General features: G+C 41.9%; 21 protein-coding genes. 7 read left to right on the plus strand and 14 right to left on the minus strand.

Annotated elements, in window-relative coordinates:
* Nucleotides 1–186: 186 nt before the first annotated feature.
* Entirely contained in the window at nt 187–384 is a 198-nt protein-coding gene (locus tag IM319_RS16340) for a hypothetical protein (RefSeq protein ID WP_287685201.1), read from the minus strand.
* Nucleotides 385–842: 458 nt separating this feature from the next.
* Nucleotides 843–1,157 (minus strand): hypothetical protein, encoded by a 315-nt coding sequence (locus IM319_RS16345; RefSeq protein ID WP_002755562.1) that lies wholly within the window; start codon nt 1,155–1,157, stop codon nt 843–845.
* Nucleotides 1,158–1,418: 261 nt separating this feature from the next.
* Here IM319_RS16345 and IM319_RS16350 point away from each other — a divergent pair, with 261 nt between their 5' ends.
* The 4 genes from IM319_RS16350 to IM319_RS16365 all read left to right on the plus strand — a co-directional run bounded on the left by IM319_RS16350 (nt 1,419) and on the right by IM319_RS16365 (nt 4,304).
* Nucleotides 1,419–1,913, plus strand: coding sequence for a hypothetical protein (locus tag IM319_RS16350; RefSeq protein WP_002755561.1), 495 nt, complete (start codon nt 1,419–1,421; stop codon nt 1,911–1,913).
* Between the two features lie 17 nt (nt 1,914–1,930).
* Nucleotides 1,931–3,373: a tetratricopeptide repeat protein gene (locus tag IM319_RS16355; protein ID WP_287736296.1), complete on the plus strand. Its 1,443-nt coding sequence runs from the start codon at nt 1,931–1,933 to the stop codon at nt 3,371–3,373.
* A 290-nt stretch (nt 3,374–3,663) separates the two neighbouring features.
* Nucleotides 3,664–3,918 (plus strand): hypothetical protein, encoded by a 255-nt coding sequence (locus IM319_RS16360; RefSeq protein ID WP_024968629.1) that lies wholly within the window; start codon nt 3,664–3,666, stop codon nt 3,916–3,918.
* Between the two features lie 68 nt (nt 3,919–3,986).
* The gene (locus IM319_RS16365) at nt 3,987–4,304 is read left to right on the plus strand and encodes a nucleotidyltransferase domain-containing protein (RefSeq protein ID WP_002755559.1); all 318 of its coding nucleotides are present in this window, start codon (nt 3,987–3,989) and stop codon (nt 4,302–4,304) included.
* Nucleotides 4,305–4,387: 83 nt separating this feature from the next.
* On the opposite strand, the gene IM319_RS16370 is transcribed toward IM319_RS16365, so the two are convergent.
* The 8 genes from IM319_RS16370 to ahcY all read right to left on the minus strand — a co-directional run bounded on the left by IM319_RS16370 (nt 4,388) and on the right by ahcY (nt 7,940).
* A complete protein-coding gene (locus tag IM319_RS16370; protein WP_002755558.1) occupies nt 4,388–4,546 on the minus strand; it encodes a hypothetical protein in 159 nt (52 codons plus the stop codon).
* Nucleotides 4,543–4,740: a hypothetical protein gene (locus IM319_RS16375; protein WP_002789758.1), complete on the minus strand. Its 198-nt coding sequence runs from the start codon at nt 4,738–4,740 to the stop codon at nt 4,543–4,545. Before IM319_RS16375 ends, IM319_RS16370 begins: the two co-directional genes overlap by 4 nt.
* 124 nt (nt 4,741–4,864) lie before the next feature.
* Nucleotides 4,865–5,116 (minus strand): type II toxin-antitoxin system VapC family toxin, encoded by a 252-nt coding sequence (locus IM319_RS16380; RefSeq protein ID WP_287079898.1) that lies wholly within the window; start codon nt 5,114–5,116, stop codon nt 4,865–4,867.
* 150 nt (nt 5,117–5,266) lie between these two features.
* On the minus strand, nt 5,267–5,461 hold the full coding sequence (locus IM319_RS16385; protein WP_287079897.1) for a type II toxin-antitoxin system VapC family toxin: 195 nt from the start codon (nt 5,459–5,461) through the stop codon (nt 5,267–5,269).
* Nucleotides 5,458–5,757 carry a hypothetical protein gene (locus tag IM319_RS16390; protein ID WP_002773173.1) on the minus strand — a complete coding sequence of 100 codons (300 nt, stop codon included), beginning with the start codon at nt 5,755–5,757 and terminating at the stop codon, nt 5,458–5,460. The genes IM319_RS16385 and IM319_RS16390 overlap by 4 nt, the downstream gene beginning before the upstream one ends.
* 19 nt (nt 5,758–5,776) lie before the next feature.
* Nucleotides 5,777–5,899 (minus strand): hypothetical protein, encoded by a 123-nt coding sequence (locus IM319_RS16395; RefSeq protein WP_287736298.1) that lies wholly within the window; start codon nt 5,897–5,899, stop codon nt 5,777–5,779.
* Nucleotides 5,900–6,505 (minus strand): DedA family protein, encoded by a 606-nt coding sequence (locus tag IM319_RS16400; protein WP_002755550.1) that lies wholly within the window; start codon nt 6,503–6,505, stop codon nt 5,900–5,902. It lies immediately after the preceding gene.
* A gap of 157 nt (nt 6,506–6,662) precedes the next feature.
* Entirely contained in the window at nt 6,663–7,940 is a 1,278-nt protein-coding gene (ahcY, locus tag IM319_RS16405; RefSeq protein ID WP_286824897.1) for an adenosylhomocysteinase, read from the minus strand.
* A 243-nt stretch (nt 7,941–8,183) separates the two neighbouring features.
* Here ahcY and IM319_RS16410 point away from each other — a divergent pair, with 243 nt between their 5' ends.
* Nucleotides 8,184–9,359 carry an ImmA/IrrE family metallo-endopeptidase gene (locus IM319_RS16410; protein WP_287736299.1) on the plus strand — a complete coding sequence of 392 codons (1,176 nt, stop codon included), beginning with the start codon at nt 8,184–8,186 and terminating at the stop codon, nt 9,357–9,359.
* On the plus strand, nt 9,359–9,796 hold the full coding sequence (locus IM319_RS16415; RefSeq protein ID WP_287736300.1) for a PIN domain-containing protein: 438 nt from the start codon (nt 9,359–9,361) through the stop codon (nt 9,794–9,796). Before IM319_RS16410 ends, IM319_RS16415 begins: the two co-directional genes overlap by 1 nt.
* A gap of 62 nt (nt 9,797–9,858) precedes the next feature.
* On the opposite strand, the gene IM319_RS16420 is transcribed toward IM319_RS16415, so the two are convergent.
* From IM319_RS16420 to IM319_RS16435, 4 genes are all read right to left on the minus strand, one after another.
* Nucleotides 9,859–10,530 carry a riboflavin synthase gene (locus IM319_RS16420; RefSeq protein WP_287736301.1) on the minus strand — a complete coding sequence of 224 codons (672 nt, stop codon included), beginning with the start codon at nt 10,528–10,530 and terminating at the stop codon, nt 9,859–9,861.
* A gap of 15 nt (nt 10,531–10,545) precedes the next feature.
* Nucleotides 10,546–11,841, minus strand: a complete 1,296-nt coding sequence (gene proA / locus IM319_RS16425; protein WP_287685092.1) for a glutamate-5-semialdehyde dehydrogenase — start codon at nt 11,839–11,841, stop codon at nt 10,546–10,548.
* 198 nt (nt 11,842–12,039) lie between these two features.
* Nucleotides 12,040–13,212: a 1-deoxy-D-xylulose-5-phosphate reductoisomerase gene (dxr, locus tag IM319_RS16430; RefSeq protein ID WP_287736303.1), complete on the minus strand. Its 1,173-nt coding sequence runs from the start codon at nt 13,210–13,212 to the stop codon at nt 12,040–12,042.
* Nucleotides 13,213–13,704: 492 nt separating this feature from the next.
* A complete protein-coding gene (locus tag IM319_RS16435; protein WP_110578684.1) occupies nt 13,705–14,538 on the minus strand; it encodes an acyl-CoA desaturase in 834 nt (277 codons plus the stop codon).
* A gap of 505 nt (nt 14,539–15,043) precedes the next feature.
* Here IM319_RS16435 and IM319_RS16440 point away from each other — a divergent pair.
* Nucleotides 15,044–16,267: an aminotransferase class I/II-fold pyridoxal phosphate-dependent enzyme gene (locus tag IM319_RS16440; protein ID WP_287685090.1), complete on the plus strand. Its 1,224-nt coding sequence runs from the start codon at nt 15,044–15,046 to the stop codon at nt 16,265–16,267.
* The last annotated feature ends 591 nt before the right edge of the window (nt 16,268–16,858 follow it).

The raw sequence follows: 16,858 nt of genomic DNA on the forward strand, positions 1-16,858 counted from the left end.
CTTTCAAAAACCTTGCATTATCCTTCTTATAGTACATCGCTTGGTACAAAAAACAAGGGCAACAAAGCCTGAAACTCCTGACTCCTGACTCCTGACTCCTGACTCCTACCCCCACCGAAAAACTTTTTCAGCAGACCCTATATAGGGTTGGCTGAAAAAGTAGGGACGAAGAACACCTAAGGATGATTAGATTGTTTTCTTAAGCACAATCTCCGAGCGACTATCAAAACCTAGATCTCCAATACCAACTACTTCCCAACCTTGAGATCCCAAACCATTAAGAATTTGTGGCAAATCCGCTCCTACTTGGTTGCCATTCAGAAACCAGACCACAGCATTAGGTTCATTCTTTCCTACAAGAATCTGATATTGGAAAATAGCCATTTGACCTCTTGTATTGGGTTGCCTTTGGATCAGTCCAACGGAATTCTAGACGAACTTTTCCAGGTAATACCCCCAATTAAGATTTTATTAAGAGTTCATTCTCGCACCTCTAGAAGTTTAAACCATGTCACTCGCTGAGTTAATTCCTCTGGTCAACAATCTGAGCCAGTCAGACAAATTATCACTCTTTAAAGTCCTAGCCACACAAATCCCAGACGCTGAACTACAATTCATCTTCTCCGCATCAGAGTACCCAATTTGGTCCCCCTACGACGCAACGGCAACTGCAAACATCCTGGGGCAGATGATTGAGGATGACCAAGGGGCATCTGCTCATGCCTAGTACAGTTGAGTTTCCCTTTTCTGAGGATAACGCATTACCGACCAGAACCTTGATCCCAAGCGGCGATCGCTCTGATAACATGAGCTACTTTATCATTCTGCCTCAAAATTGTTTTTTATTGGTCGGCAATAATTGTCTTCTTTTTTTGATTTTGTACGGTAAGTTTGGAACAATCATATTTAAAAAGGCAGAAAATCTTCATCAAGAATTTGCTCCAGCGATAGTCCCCACTCTCAGGCTCAATGACAATAAACCAGTCATAATATTCCCCTGCTAATTGTGGATAAACGCGGTCAAAAATCTCTCGACAACGCCGAGCTAAAGCTTTATCCTCAGCCTCAATTTTCGCTATTTCTTCAGCAGAAAGGCGATGTTGATGAGGAAAAATCGAACTTCCCAGAGGAACTTTTCGAGAGGTTATTTGGCTCATTTTGGCTAATTTTTGCCCAGTGGGGACAAATTTAACTAGAGACAGAGAGAAGAAAAGAGCCTGTTGTGTTTCGGAAATGACTATCGTTCAGGAGAAGTCATTCTTTGATTATTCTAACGATTTCTGCATCTAGTCGGAGCCGTTTTTTTCAGGACAATCGCCACTCTCCACCTAGCCCAATATTGGGAGTAATAAGCTAAATCCCGTCATATAATTGGAAAGGAGAATGGCAACATTAGAGGCTGAGGCGAGGGGAAACAGATGAAGGGCGATCCGGCTGTATTGAAGAAAGTGTCTGTCAGTCTTCCTTTTGGTATTGGTTCAGCCGAATGGGAGGCAGATCCGACTGAGAGAAGGGCTGCATGGTCACTTTATGTGGAATTGGTGACGCGCATTGCTGTAGAGCCACTGGAGGGTGAAGAAGGGCTGCTGCGTGAGGCTTTGAACTCCCTGTATAGTTTATTTGGGACAACCCGCGAGATTCTCAAGGAAGCTGGTCCCGATGTGGGGGCTTCTCGCAATTCAGTGGGCGGTATTGCGATCGCTGTCCTGAATCGGGGGTTGCGCCGTTTTCTAGCCAAGTGGCATCCTCGCTTACAGGTTTGGGAAGCGAAGCGTCCTGCTGATGTCAGTCCCAAGGAATACGAGCAGCAATGGATAGAAGAACTTGAATTGCGAAGGGAGTTAGAGGCTCTCAGGCAGGATTTAAGTCGGTATGCACTGGCTCTAGCAGAGATTGCTGGGGTTGAAAATTAGGGGAGGAGGTTCTTTAAATGTCTCAGCAGTTTGATGTTTTCCTAGCTCATAATAGTGTGGATAAACCGCAAGTAAGGGTGATCGCTAAAAAACTGAGGGAACGAGGGTTAAAACCTTGGCTAGATGAGGAACAAATCCCACCAGGGATGTCATTTCAGGATGAAATTCAAAAAGCTATTCCCCTGATTAAATCGGCAGCTATTATTATTGGTACTAAGGGATTAGGAACGTGGCAGGTCATGGAACTGCGATCGCTTATTACTAAATTTGTTAATCAAAAAATTCCTGTTATTCCTGTTTTGTTACCAGGGGTTAATAATATTCCCAGTGATTTACTATTCCTACAAGAACTTAATTGGGTTAAGCTTGAGCAGATTGATGATGCTACGGCTTTTTATCGGCTACAGTGGGGCATTACCCAAGTTAAGCCAGAGTTACACCCCAAAACTGTACAATTGACCGCCGAGGAGTGGTTTAACAGTGCCTATAACAAAGGTGAATCAGGAGACTACCAAGGTGCGATCGCTGACTACAATCAAGCCATTAATATCAAACCCGACGATGCTGATGCCTACATCAATCGCGGGAATGCCAAGAAAAACTTAGGAGACAAGCAAGGTGCGATCGCTGACTACAATCAAGCCATTAATATCAAACCTGACTATGCTCTTGCCTACATCAATCGCGGGGTTGCCAAGAAAAACTTAGGAGACTACCAAGGTGCGATCGCTGACTACAATCAAGCCATTAATATCAAACCTGACTATGCTGATGCCTACTTCAATCGCGGGAATGCCAAGAAAAACTTAGGAGACAAGCAAGGTGCGATCGCTGACTACAATCAAGCCATTAAAATCAAACCCGACTATGCTGATGCCTACATCAATCGCGGGAATGCCAAGAAAAACTTAGGAGACTACCAAGGTGCGATCGCTGACTACAATCAAGCCATTAAAATCAAACCCGACTATGCTGATGCCTACTTCAATCGCGGGATTGCCAAGTCTGACTTAGGAGACAAGCAAGGTGCGATCGCTGACTACAATCAAGCCATTAAAATCAAACCCGACTATGCTGATGCCTACATCAATCGCGGGAATGCCAAGTATGACTTAGGAGACTACCAAGGTGCGATCGCTGACTACAATCAAGCCATTAATATCAAACCCGACGATGCTGATGCCTACTTCAATCGCGGGAATGCCAAGAAAAACTTAGGAGACAAGCAAGGTGCGATCGCTGACTACAATCAAGCCATTAATATCAAACCTGACTATGCTGATGCCTACTTCAATCGCGGGTTAGCCAAGTCTGACTTAGGAGACAAGCAAGGTGCGATCGCTGACTACAATCAAGCGGCACAACTTTACTCGCAGCAAGGCAATATGGAAAAGTATCGTAAGGCTCTCGACAGGATCAAAAATCTTGAAAAAGGATTTTGGGGAAGGTTGTTCTCATAAAAAATAGCTGTTACTAAAATTAAAAAATCAAAATAAAGGACTGATGAATTAATCTATAATGCAAGAGAAAGGAGCTATTAGCGGCAGGTTATTTGAACCATCTAAAGCGGGAGGTAAAATTCTTAAATTATCCTATCAAGAAATAAAAAACTAGGCTATCCCACTGGACAGCCACCCGATCCAGATCTGGCTTACAAATTGTGGAATAATGCTCACACAGCAACCCTTGAAGATTATGGTTTAAAAGAAGGATTTGGCGTTTTATTTCACCCAAGTATAGAGGATTAATCATGAAAGATACCGTACAGTTAACCCAACTTGAATTGGTGCTTCTCCAATTAGTTGAAAAAGGAAAAGGAAAATGGAGTTGGTACGAATTAGCTAACGCACTTTCCCGCCGAGATGTTACTAGGGAACCTGATATGATGACAGTCTTAAAAAATCTTTGCCAGCGAGGCTTAGTCAAACGTTATGTGGAAAAAGAATCGCCGCGTGATCGTTGGGAATTGACTTCAAAAGGGGAGGCTTTGTTAAAAAATAGCTAATGACAAACCGCAAGAAGATGGGGCTAAAGTTTGGGGAAAATAGCTTGAAGGTCTAAAATTGATAAATTATGAAAAAACTTGAAAAAATCATCACAGAATTTCGCCAAGCACTAGAAAAAATCTATGGCGATAAATTAATAAACTTAGTTCTGTACGGTTCTCAAGCAAGAGGGGATGCAACAGAAGACTCTGATATTGATATCATGGTAATTTTAAAAAGTCCAGTTTCTCCTGGAGATGAAATTTTCCGTATGGGAGAAGTGAAAAATCAAATTAACCTTAAATACGATCAACTCATCTCAGTTTTGCCCATATCTGAAGAAGACTTTTTATGTAAAGATACTCCTTTATTAGAAAATATTCGCCGAGAAGGTATAGCTTTATGAACCGCATTCAAACATTACTAAGTCTAGCTAAAGAAGAATTATCTGCTGCTGAAATTTTGTTGGAAAATACTCTGTATCTTGCTTTATTTAGATAAAGTAGGAAAACTGAGTAACTCAATTCTGACAATTGGTGAGATAAAAATCTGATGCAAACTCAAAAAAGCTGGGGAGAAAAAAGAAGTAACTAGATCATCATCGGCTAAATAATAAATAAAAATATTGGTATCATAGACGTATTTCATCCATCCCACTCCCGACGAAGAGACTCTACATGAGATAGCATTGCCGCTTTTTTATCCTTAAGAATACCTTTGGCTTTAACCACCTTTTGATAATCTTTTTGCCAAAGCTGAAGCAGTGAATCTGGCACGTCTGCTGTAATAAAATTTTCATCCTCAGCAATCAGATAATTCCTTGGTATTTTAATCAGTGGCACAGCTTTTCTCCTAATACCAAACAGTATTTAATGTCTCTGTCATAGACCATCATTATATATTATCATCACAAGTACGGTAGAGCCACCAAGCCAAGGAATATTCGGGTGATAAAACTAACTTTGTTTAATTTAGAGCGGGATTAAGTAATTCTACCTGACAGCGTAATGCTGCATCTATTAATTGCTTATCATTGGTAGCCAATGGTAAATCTAAGCGCAAAGCAAGCTCTAAGTAAGCAGCATCATAAGAAGCTAATTTTTGTTCTCTTGCTAGTGTTAAAGTCCTGCCAAAAGCTTGGACTGAAGTTAAAGAATCAATAGTAATAAGTAAAGACTGTAACCAATTAATCGATGCTTGAGTTTGCTCGACCGTCATCCGATTTCTTCGGTTCTTCCGAACTTACACTGTAGAAAATTCCCCAAGCTCCCTCTCTGTCCAGTAATGCTCTAAAGTTGATAAATATCAATCTAACAAAAACTCAAAGCCTTACTATACAAGCTTTACAAGCATGAGTTGTTAATAGTTTTACATGACAGGTTCGGTAGAGCCATTTCTTCTTTCTGCGACTAGGAGAGTATTGACAATCTCTAAAGACCAAATTTCGGGAACAAATGCTTCGGCGTTTGGCATTATGTCTAATACTGCGTTAGCATAATCTTTATCTTCATCGACCAAACACCAGCTAATTGCTACCGAACAATCTAAAACGAACTCAATCAAAACCGCCTCCCTTCTTCTCGCATGGCACGAATTTCACTTTTAGGTAAAGCTACAGTTTTTTGAAGGCGGCGCATTCCTGAAATAGCTTGGGTAATAGATTGCTCTACTACTGGGTTGCCCCAGGCATTATAGCGAGGTTTTCTTTCCTCTTTTCTACTTGCTAAATCTTCACTGACTTCTTGAACCGCTTCAACGGTTACTGTAACATTTACTTCAGTTTCTTTAAAATCGGACGGTATATCTAAATGTAAGATTCCATCTCTACCAATCTGAGAACGTAGTTTAATTGTTGGCATATTAAAACCTCGTACATTCTTATCCTTTTGCCCCTTTATAAGCAGTAAAACGTAGTAAAACGTAGGGTGCGTTAGACGGCAAAAATTGCTGCTGTAACTCGAAGGTGACAATCCGTCGTAACGCACCACCTATGATCAACATTTACTCATACCGGCGGTTGCGTTTGCGGATAATCCAGAGGATAAACCAGATAACCAGGACAAGTAGAGCTATTTTTGAGACGGGAGCCAGATATTCTTCCACAAGGGGGTAATTTTTCCCTAAAAAGTAACCTGCTGCCGTTAAAAAAACGACCCAGAGGGTCGTGCCGATGGTGGAGTAAACTAAAAAAGGAATCATCGCCATGTGATTCATCCCAGCAGGTAGGGAAATCAAAGTTCGCACTCCGGGGACCAAACGACAGAGTAAAACCGCTTTACTACCGTGACGATTAAACCATTGATTGGCTTTTTGAATATCTTTAGCGGAAACGGTAATCCATTTGCCGTATTTATCGGCTAGTTTTTCGATTTTTTCCTCATCCACAACCCGACCGAGATAATACCAAGGTAGCGCTCCGACTACGGTTCCGACAATCCCCGCTACCACTGCCGGAATAAATTCCATTTGTCCCTCATGGACGGTAAAACCCGCTAGGGGCATAATTAATTCTGAGGGAATGGGAGGAAAAAGATTCTCTAAAAACATTAATAGGGCTATGCCTAAATAGCCCATCGAAGTCATTGTGTTTGTAATCCATTCAGTCATATTTTTTTATGATTTAGAAAACAGTTTAAAAGTAAAAAAAGGGGGTTGGGGAAGTATTTTCAGTAAACTGAAAACTCACACCTGATAACTGAAAACTCACATCTGAAAACTGAAAACTCACACCTGATAACTGATAACTGATAACTGATAACTGATATTAGGTTCCGGAAGTCCAGGAGTTGATATATTCTAATTGGGCTTCGGTGAGGGTATCGATTTCAATCCCCATGGCTTGCAGTTTCAAACGGGCGATTTCTTGGTCTAATTCGTAGGGAATTGAGTAGATGCCGGGGGCCAATTTACCTTTATTTTTAACCAAGTATTCTACACCGATCGCTTGGTTAGCGAAACTCATATCCATAACGGCGCTAGGATGACCTTCGGCGGCTGCCAGGTTAACTAGGCGACCTTCACCGATAACAACGACGGATTTACCGCTTTTTAGGCTATATTGTTGGGTAAAGTTGCGAACTTCCTTAACATTATTCGCTTTTGCGCCTAAAGCTTGCAGGTCGATTTCAATATCAAAGTGACCGGAGTTGGAAACAATCGCCCCATCTTTCATCACGTCAAAATGTTCGGCCCGGATAACGTGCTTGTTACCAGTAACAGTGATGAATATATCGCCTTCTTTAGCGGCTTCATCCATGGGCATAACGCGGAAACCGTCCATCGCCGCTTCAATGGCGCGTACGGCGTTAATTTCGGTGACAATTAGATTAGCGCCTAAACCTTTGGCCCGCATAGCGACACCTTTACCACACCAACCATAACCAGCCACAACCACGGTTTTACCGGCAAGGAGGATATTGGTGGCGCGAATGATACCATCAAGGGTAGATTGACCTGTACCGTAGCGATTATCAAAGAAATGCTTGGTTTCTGCGTCGTTAACGTTCATTGCGGGGAAGGATAAGACCCCGGCTTTGAGCATGGCTTGCAAACGGACGATACCAGTGGTAGTTTCTTCGGTAGTACCGATAATGTCGGGTAATTGGTGACTTCTTTCTTTAACCAGGGTGGCCACTACATCACAACCATCATCGATGATAATCTGGGGTTTGTGATCGAGGGCGATTTGAACGTGACGGTGATAGGTGTCGTTATCTTCCCCTTTGATTGCATAAACGGGGATGCCGTAATCAGCGACTAAACAAGCGGCCACATCATCTTGGGTGGAAAGGGGATTACTAGCAATTAATAACGCATCAGCGCCACCGGCTTTGAGTGCGATTGCCAAATTGGCGGTTTCGGTGGTAACGTGACAGCAAGCGACTAAACGCAGTCCAGCAAAGGGTTTTTCGATGGCGTAACGTTCGGCTAATTGACGCAAAACTGGCATTTCCCGACCGGCCCATTCGATGCGCTGTTTGCCGATGGGGGCTAAACTAATATCTTTAATGTCGTATTTCTGTTGAACTGGTGTTGCTACCATAAGGGGTTTTCCTTAAATACAAGCCTAGGCTATTGGTTAATTTAACTTAACATTGTCTGGGTATTTTGGCTAATGTCAAGCTTTCGGCTGGTTTTTTATATAGGAAAAAATTATCAATCCCTCGCTGACCTATCCAGCAATCAGTACATTGTCTCTATTCTGACCGATTATTTAGTACAATTAAACTATCGCACAAGCTAAATTAAGCTAGAAATCTCTATCTCGTGATGATAAGATAAACCGATGGGCGAGAAACTGACAGGCGTTAATCCCAAGATAATCCAATGGGCAAGAGAAAGGGCGAGATATTCTCTTGAGTCTGTGGCGGTCAAGTTTAAAAAAGATGTTTCTGTTATCGAGAAATGGGAGTCAGGAGAGGACTTTCCTACTTATAGTCAATTGGAAAAGTTAGCAGGAATATACAAACGTCCCCTCGCTTTATTCTTTTTCCCAGAACCTCCCCTAGAAGCGGAGGAAAAACAAGAATTTAGAACTTTGCCAGACTTTGAAATCGAAAATTTGGCCGCCGATACTATCTATGCTTTACGACAAGCAAAAGCGATGCAATTGTCGCTCTCAGAAATTAATAATGGTATTAATCCTAGTACCAAGAAAATCTTTCAGGATATTTCGGTTAGTTCTAGTGATGATTTAAGGAAATTAGCCGAACAGATCAGAAATTATTTAAACGTTACTCTAGAAGAACAACTGACCTGGAATGATCAGGAAACTGCCTTAAAAAAATGGCGTAGTGCCGTGGAAGAAGCCGGTATTTTTATTTTCAAGCGTTCTTTTAAGCAGCGAGAAATTTCGGGATTTTGCTTGATAGATATTGAATTTCCAATCATCTATCTTAATAATAGCACGGAAAAATCTAGACAAACATTTACCATTTTTCATGAATTAGCACATATTCTTTTGCAGACTAACGGAATTACTAAGTCTAACGATAGATATATTAATAGTTTGCAAGGAGAAAATAAATATATCGAGATATTTTGTAATAAGTTTGCTGCGGAGTTTTTGCTTCCCAATCATGTTTTTTCTGAGATAATCAGAGAAACAATAGTTAATGATAAAAATATCTCGAAAATTTCCAGTGATTATAAGGTTAGTCGAGAAGTAGTTTTACGAAAACTATTAGATAATAACTTAATCTCCCAGAAAGAATATACTCTTAAAGTAAGGGAGTGGTACAGTGAGCAGGTGGGAAAAAGTCAGGACAAAAATAAAAAATCTGGAGGTGATTACTATGCTAATCAGGCGACATATTTGGGAGAAAATTACCTAAAACTTGTGTTCAATAAATACTATCAAGGTCAATACGATATCGAGCGCGTTGCCGATTATCTAAACATTAAAAAAGTTGCTATGGTGGAACAACTTGAACAATATTTATTAGACAAGGGACTGTTTTGATGGTTTACATTTTTGACACAAGTAGTTTTAAGGTTTTAGGAAACTATTTTCCCAAAAGTTTTCCTACCGTTTGGCAAAAAATCGATTTGCTTGTGTCAGAAGGTAAACTAAAATCAGTACGGGAAGTGCTTAAAGAAGTAGAATATGGCAATAATAAACAAATATTTTTACCACCCACTGCTCAGGAAACTTTATTTATTGCCGAAATTTTTTCTATAAGAAACTTTAAGAATTTAGTGAGTGAAAAAGCAAGATTACAAGGAAAACCAGTGGCAAACCCATTTATTATTGCCGCTACTAAGATAAAAGACGGTTGCGTAATTACCGAAGAAGCCTTAAAGCCTAATGCTCCCAAAATCCCCACAGTCTGTCAACACTTTTCTATCGATTGTACCAATGTTCAGGGTTTAATGGAGCGAGAAGGTTGGCAATTTTAAACCTAAAATTAATCGATAAATTGCCAATAAATTTATATGTTGAAAAGGCTTTTTCTGGAAAACTAATAACCATGTTCAGCCAGAAATTCTAGGCTAATCTCGCTAGGAGCGTGATAAGAGCGCATTCCTAGCAATTTTTCCACATATTTGCCTAAAATATCCCCTTCTAGATTCACCCAATCCCCTAATTTTAAATGGGAAAGATTGGTTTCGGCGTAGGTATGGGGGATGACAGCCACTTTAAACCAGCTGCCGGAGGCATCGCAATCGGCCACGGTTAAACTGATGCCATTAACAGCTATACTGCCCTTACCGACGATGTAACGAGCTATATGGGAATTCCACTGGTCTTCTAGGGAACTAGGGGCAGCAAAGGTCATTTCCCAAGAATTAGCCACAATTATCGATTCTAATAAACAGCCAATTCCGTCCACATGACCGGTGACAAAATGACCGCCGATTTTACTACCCACCCGCAGAGAGGTTTCTAGGTTAACGTTGGTTTCTGTGTGAATCCTTCGTCCCAAAGTAGTGCGCTGTAGGGTTTCTGGGGAAGCAGTGGCCACAAAACCCTCTGAGAGAATTTGCTCAACTGTCAAACAAACCCCATCCACAGCCACACTATCACCAATCATTAAATCTTGGAGAATTGTATTAGAGGATACAGACAAATATAGTCTATCAGTATCCACGACCCGAATCGTTCCCAAGGCTTGAATTAATCCTGTAAACATCTGCTTTTTTCTCGACTATAAATCTTTGTGAGTGAAAGATTGGGCATTTTCCCCAGAATAATCGGCGACAATATGACCATCTCCGGCTAATTGATATTTGTAGGTCACTAATCCCTCTAATCCCACCGGACCGCGGGGGGGCATTTTTTGGGTACTGATACCCACTTCGGCCCCAAAACCGTAACGGAAACCATCGGCAAATCGGGTGGAACAATTATGAAAAACTCCGGCGGCATCGACTCGATCGCTAAAGGTTTTGGCTGTGTTAAAATTTTCGCTGACAATGGCTTCCGTGTGTCGAGAACCGTAATAATTAATATGTTCGATTGCCGATTCTAGACTATCGACAATTTTAATTGACAGAATTAAATCACTATATTCGGTTTGCCAGTCTTGTTCTGTGGCCGATGGCACGTTAATAATCTGACGAGTTGCTTCATCTCCCAATAATTTAACCTTTTTTTCCTCTAATGCCTGGGCTACTGCGGGTAAAAATTGTCTAGAGATTTCTTGATGAACTAATAAAGTTTCAATGGTATTACAAGCGGCAGGATATTGAGTTTTGCCATCGACGGTAATCCTAATTGCTTTGCTTAAATCGGCTTCTTTGTCGATGTAGAGATGACAGATACCATCGGCGTGACCAAGCACAGGAATGCGGGTATTATTTTGGATATAACGAACAAATTCGTTAGAACCTCTAGGAATTATTAAATCGATGTATTGATCGAGTTTTAATAGTTCCTGAATTTCTTCTCGTGTTGTTAATAATCGTACCGCCGCTGGATTAACTTTAGTTTGACTCAATGCCTGATGAATAATTGTTACTAAAGCTTGACAAGAACGGATCGCTTCTTTCCCCCCTTTTAAAATAACGCCATTACCAGATTTAATCGCTAAACTGGTAATTTGAATTAAAGCATCGGGACGAGCTTCAAAAATCACCCCTAAAACCCCCAAAGGACAGGTTATTCTCTGAAGAATTAAACCTTGATCTAATTCCCGATTAATTTGCATCGTAGCTAAAGGATCTGCTAATTTAGCCACATCTCGCACCCCGGCAATAGCGGCTTTTAATTTACTAGGACTTAACTCTAACCGCGCACATAAAGCTGGAGATAATTCCATCGCCTTGGCTGTTTGAACATCGGCGATATTAGCTTCTAGTATTTTATCAGCATTGGCAGTCAAAGCCTCAGCAATAGCCTCTAAAGCTTCATTCCTTTCTTCGTTAGTTAGGATAGCCAGTTGACGACTCGCTTGACGGGTTTCTCTGGCGATTTCGGGGAGGGATAGAGAAGTTGTAACCATAGAAAATTAAAAGTAATAACCGCTATCTTGTTTATTTTATCTTATTTTTGATCAAGCTTCAGGGTTATTTAGGGTTATCAACTCTTGCCCTAATCATCATAAATCTAGTTAACTAGAAAAAATAGCCGAAATTATTGATTTTTCTATCCTAGACCTGTAGAGACATTAGAGTTAACATCCCTACAGAATCTAGACTATCTAGACTAGATTGGCAATCAGACAGTTAGATACCTCTTGACGCGCCCAATTATCGGCGGCTAAAATGTCATCTAGGCTAGGAGTAGAACTGTTATGAATTGCAAAGCGATCGCAAACTTTTTCGATCACCCGGGGAATATCTAAGAAGCTAATCTTTTCTTCTAAAAATAACGCTACCGCTTGTTCGTTAGCCGCGTTTAATACTGCTGGCATTGCCCCACCCGCGCGGCCGGCTGCGTAGGCTAATCCCATACAGGGATATTTTTGATGATCGGGTTCTTTGAAGGTTAAACTGCCGGCTTTAACTAAATTTAAAGGTTCCCAATCGGTATAAATTCTTTCAGGCCAAGACAAGGCATATAACAGGGGTAAACGCATATCGGGCCAGCCTAATTGAGCTAAAACCGAGGTATCCTGTAACTCAATTAAAGAGTGAATAATACTTTGGGGATGAATAACAATATCGATCGCATTATAATCGACACCAAATAAATAATGAGCTTCGATAACTTCTAGACCTTTATTCATTAAAGTAGCCGAATCGATGGTGATTTTTCTGCCCATCGACCAGTTAGGATGTTTGAGGGCATCAGCTACAGTTACTTGCGGCAATTTTTCCACCGGTAAATCGCGAAAAGCACCCCCAGAAGCGGTGAGAATAATCTTTTTTAATCCCCCCGGGGGAACTCCCTGTAAACATTGAAAAATAGCTGAATGTTCCGAATCGGCAGGTAATAATTTAACTCGGTGTTTTTCCACTAAAGGCAGCACCACCGGACCGCCAGCAATCAGGGTTTCTTTATTAGCGAGGGCGATATCTTTACCGGCAGTAATAGCGGCAATTGTCGGCAGCAATCCCGCACAACCGACAATTCCCGTGACGACGCTTTCGGAATCGCCATAACGGGCCACTTCGATTACTCCTTCCTTTCCTGCTAGGATAATCGGGGTGTAGTCAAGGTCGGAAATTAGGCTTTTCAGGTCTTCTAGTTGACTTTCGTTATTAATCGCCACGATTTGCGGCCGAAATTGCCGAATTTGCTCCGATAGTAGTTGAATATTATTACCCGTGGCTAATCCCACCACTTGAAACTTATCGGGATGATCGCTGACAATATCGAGAGTTTGAGTACCGATCGAGCCAGTAGAGCCTAAAATCGAGATTTTTTTCATTAGAAACTTAATATAATTTGGGGATTAGCTTTAAATATACGTTCTCTGGGGTCCTTCTGGCACGTCGGCATAAATATTAAACATTTGTTAAAAAAGTTAATAGTTTGACTTTTTTGTGCTAAGGGTTAGAAAAAGTCAGCGATCGAGATGGTGACAGGGAAGAAATCGAATAGAAAGGCCGATGGATTAGGCTGTCTAGCGGGGGGTCTGGTTTTTTGCCTATTATTTCCCCTGTGTTTTTCGTTTTTGCTTGGTTATCCTTCGCTGTTGGCCCGATGGGTTGCGCTTTCCCCAGTCAATGTTCAGCAGAGGGGGAAATAATCAAGTTTATCCTATCAATGATTTCGTTTTTTGGGGGAGGATTGGCATTACCTATATTCCTCAGTTGTGCCGTGGGAAAAGCTGTTAGATTTGGGTTAAGTCGGGGAAAAAATAGCCGAACTTAAGCTTAAGTTCGGCTATTTTTATAATCTATTTAACTACTGGATAAAACTAACTTTCTGTCGCCGTTGCCGTGGTGGGAGGTAACTTAATATTAGTAGCTAATCCCAGAATTTGCAATAGACGGATGGTCATCCAAGTCAGGTCAACCTCCCACCATTGTAGTCCATGACGGGCCGAATACTGATAGGCATGGTGATTATTGTGCCAACCTTCACCGAAAGTTAAGAGAGCAACCCACCAACAATTTTTAGAATTATCGTGGGATTCATGGCTAACATAACCAAATTTGTGGGTGGCGCTGTTGACAAACCAAGTGGAGTGGAAAACTAAGACCAAGCGAACAAAAATTCCCCAAATTACAAACGGCCAACCACCCATAGCATAGAGAATTAAGCCTAAAACAATTTGGATAGGAACAAAATAATTTTGACAGAATTTATAGAAAGGATCGTCGGCGATATCTTGGGTAAAACGAGCAATTTCTTCGTCGGCAGGAATTTCGTGCAGCATCCAACCCATGTGACTCCACCAGAAACCTTTATTAGAATCGTGGGGATCGGGAGCAGTATCAGAATATTTATGATGTATACGATGTAGGCCTATCCATGCGATCGCACCTCCCTGACAAGCGAGGGTCCCGCACAAAACCAGAAAGTATTCTAACCATTTGGGAGTCTTAAAGCTCCGATGGGAAACCAAACGATGAAAACCGAGGGTAATTCCTAAACCCCCAGTAATCCAATAGAGAATCAATGTCACTCCCACAGCACCCCAGCTAAAATTGCTAGGCAAGAAGGCTAAAAGAGCCACTAAGTGGATAAAAGCCATGTAGATGAGAGTCACCCAGTCGATGGGAAGTTTTTCGGAAGTCGCAACAGTCATTGAATAACCCAAAGGGAAACAACAGGAGACAGAGCATCATTGTCTTATCTGTCTCGATTTGACACAGGGGGAACTTTGACGCTTATTGACATACCCCACGCCGTAAACGGACGTGGATTCTTCTAGCATCACTGCTGAGAATTTCTGGCTCAACGAGTCCACTTGAATTAGATTCCTGGCGAAATCCCACCCAGAGGTGGTTCTCTCCTCAGACTTTCGCTCCATTACAGAAGCCTGTTTTCGTGTGCCCCACGATACAGTTCAAAACCTCTAAAATACTTGGTTTCTCTGGTACTTGGTGCTGAGAATTTTTACCTATAGGAGCATTCCCCTATAGAACCCCATAACTCTAGTTTTCAAGGTGCGTTCATCGGTTGATGACTGGGTTTTTCAAGCGGTTGCTTACCCGGCCCGCTATTCTTAATATCATACATCATATAAAGTCGCCCTTTTAGGGCGAGGCTTTAAACCCAATTTTTCGGTAACAAATATCACATATTGTTTGATGGATATCCCCTCTCTACTCCACAGGGCAGAAAAGGCCTTACTCCCCATCTTTTCGGAAATTGACGCACAGGTCAAGGAAAATCTCCGTCAAGTCCTCGCTGCTTTCCGTGAAAACCGCGTCGGGGTGCATCATTTTGCTAGTGTTAGTGGTTATGGTCATGATGACTTGGGACGGGATACTTTAGATCAAGTGTTCGCCCAAGCCCTGGGGGCCGAAAAGGCAGCGGTGCGAGTACAATTTGTTTCAGGAACCCATGCGATCGCCTGTGCCTTGTATGGGGTTCTCCGACCGGGGGATGAAATGTTAGCGGTAGCGGGTGCGCCCTACGATACCCTAGAGGAAGTAATCGGGATTAGGGGCAGTGGTCAAGGCTCTTTAAAGGATTTTGGCGTTAGTTATCGGCAATTAGAGCTAGATTCTACCGGTGCGATCGATTGGTTGGCTTTAGAAACGGCAGTGAAACCCCAAACCCGTTTAGTACATATTCAAAGATCCTGCGGTTATTCCTGGCGATCGAGTTTGTCTATTGACGAAATCGAGAGAATTGTCCGTATAGTTAAACAACAAAACCCGAATACGGTCTGTTTTGTCGATAATTGCTATGGAGAATTTATCAACACCAAAGAACCCACCGACGTGGGGGCAGATCTAATGGCCGGTTCTCTAATTAAAAATCCCGGAGGTACAATCGTCACGGCCGGGGGATACATAGCAGGTAAAGCGGAATTAGTGGAAATGGCCTGCTATCGTCTGACAGCACCGGGAATCGGTAGGGAGGGAGGGGCAACTTTTGACCAAAATCGTCTTCTTTATCAGGGATTGTTTCTAGCTCCGCAAATGGTGGGAGAAGCGATGAAAGGCAGTCATTTAATTGCCTATGTGGGCGATAAGTTGGGTTATCCGGTCAATCCGGCTCCTTTTGTGCCTCGACGCGACATTATTCAAGCGATTAAACTCGGTTCCCCCGATAAGCTGATTGCCTTCTGTAAAGCCATTCAAGCCTATTCTCCCATCGGTTCCTACTTGGATCCCGTTCCTGCCCAAATGCCGGGCTATGAGAGCCAAGTAGTGATGGCTGGTGGCACGTTTATCGATGGTAGCACCTCGGAATTCTCCGCCGATGGACCCCTACGGGAACCCTATATCGTTTTTTGTCAGGGGGGAACCCATTGGACTCATATTTCCCTGGCCCTAGAACAAGCGATCGCTGCTTTATCTTGAATGGTTCCTCTCACCTTCCTTTTCTCCCCTAGTTAGGGTTTGCTAAAAAAGTTTTTCTTGGCGGTAGGGTGTGGGGTGTTGGGGTAGTGGGGTGTTGGGGAATTTATACTAAATCCGTTGAGTATAGGCTACATATCAAGACAGGCAAAAGGCACTCATGCAAAAGGCAAAAGGGGGGATAAATAATCAGTCTTTAATAACCGGATTTAGTATTAGGTGAAATTTCCCCATCTCCCTATTTCCCCATCTCCCTAAATCCCTATCTCCTAACTTCCCGTCTTTGTGGTTAACAAAAAGGGAACAGTCAAGGGGCAAAAGTGCCATTAATACAAGCTTTCAACATCAGTATTTATTCCTTTTTTTATTTTTGGGAAGGACTTATTGATTGATTTAGGCTCTTTTTTTGGGGTAATTCCTAATTTTTAATATCAAGTTAAATGTCTGGACATCCTGACAGGGGGACAAGCAAGCTGAAAAGCTTATGTAGCATGGAATACAGACACAGACTCCCAAAAAAGATAAGTCATATTTACTATATATGACCTAAATAACGAAAATGATAAGTGAACTATACCAGAAAGTCTTAGAGAA

Origin of the sequence: Microcystis sp. M113S1 (genome assembly GCF_020246945.1) — a bacterium.
Classification (GTDB): domain Bacteria; phylum Cyanobacteriota; class Cyanobacteriia; order Cyanobacteriales; family Microcystaceae; genus Microcystis.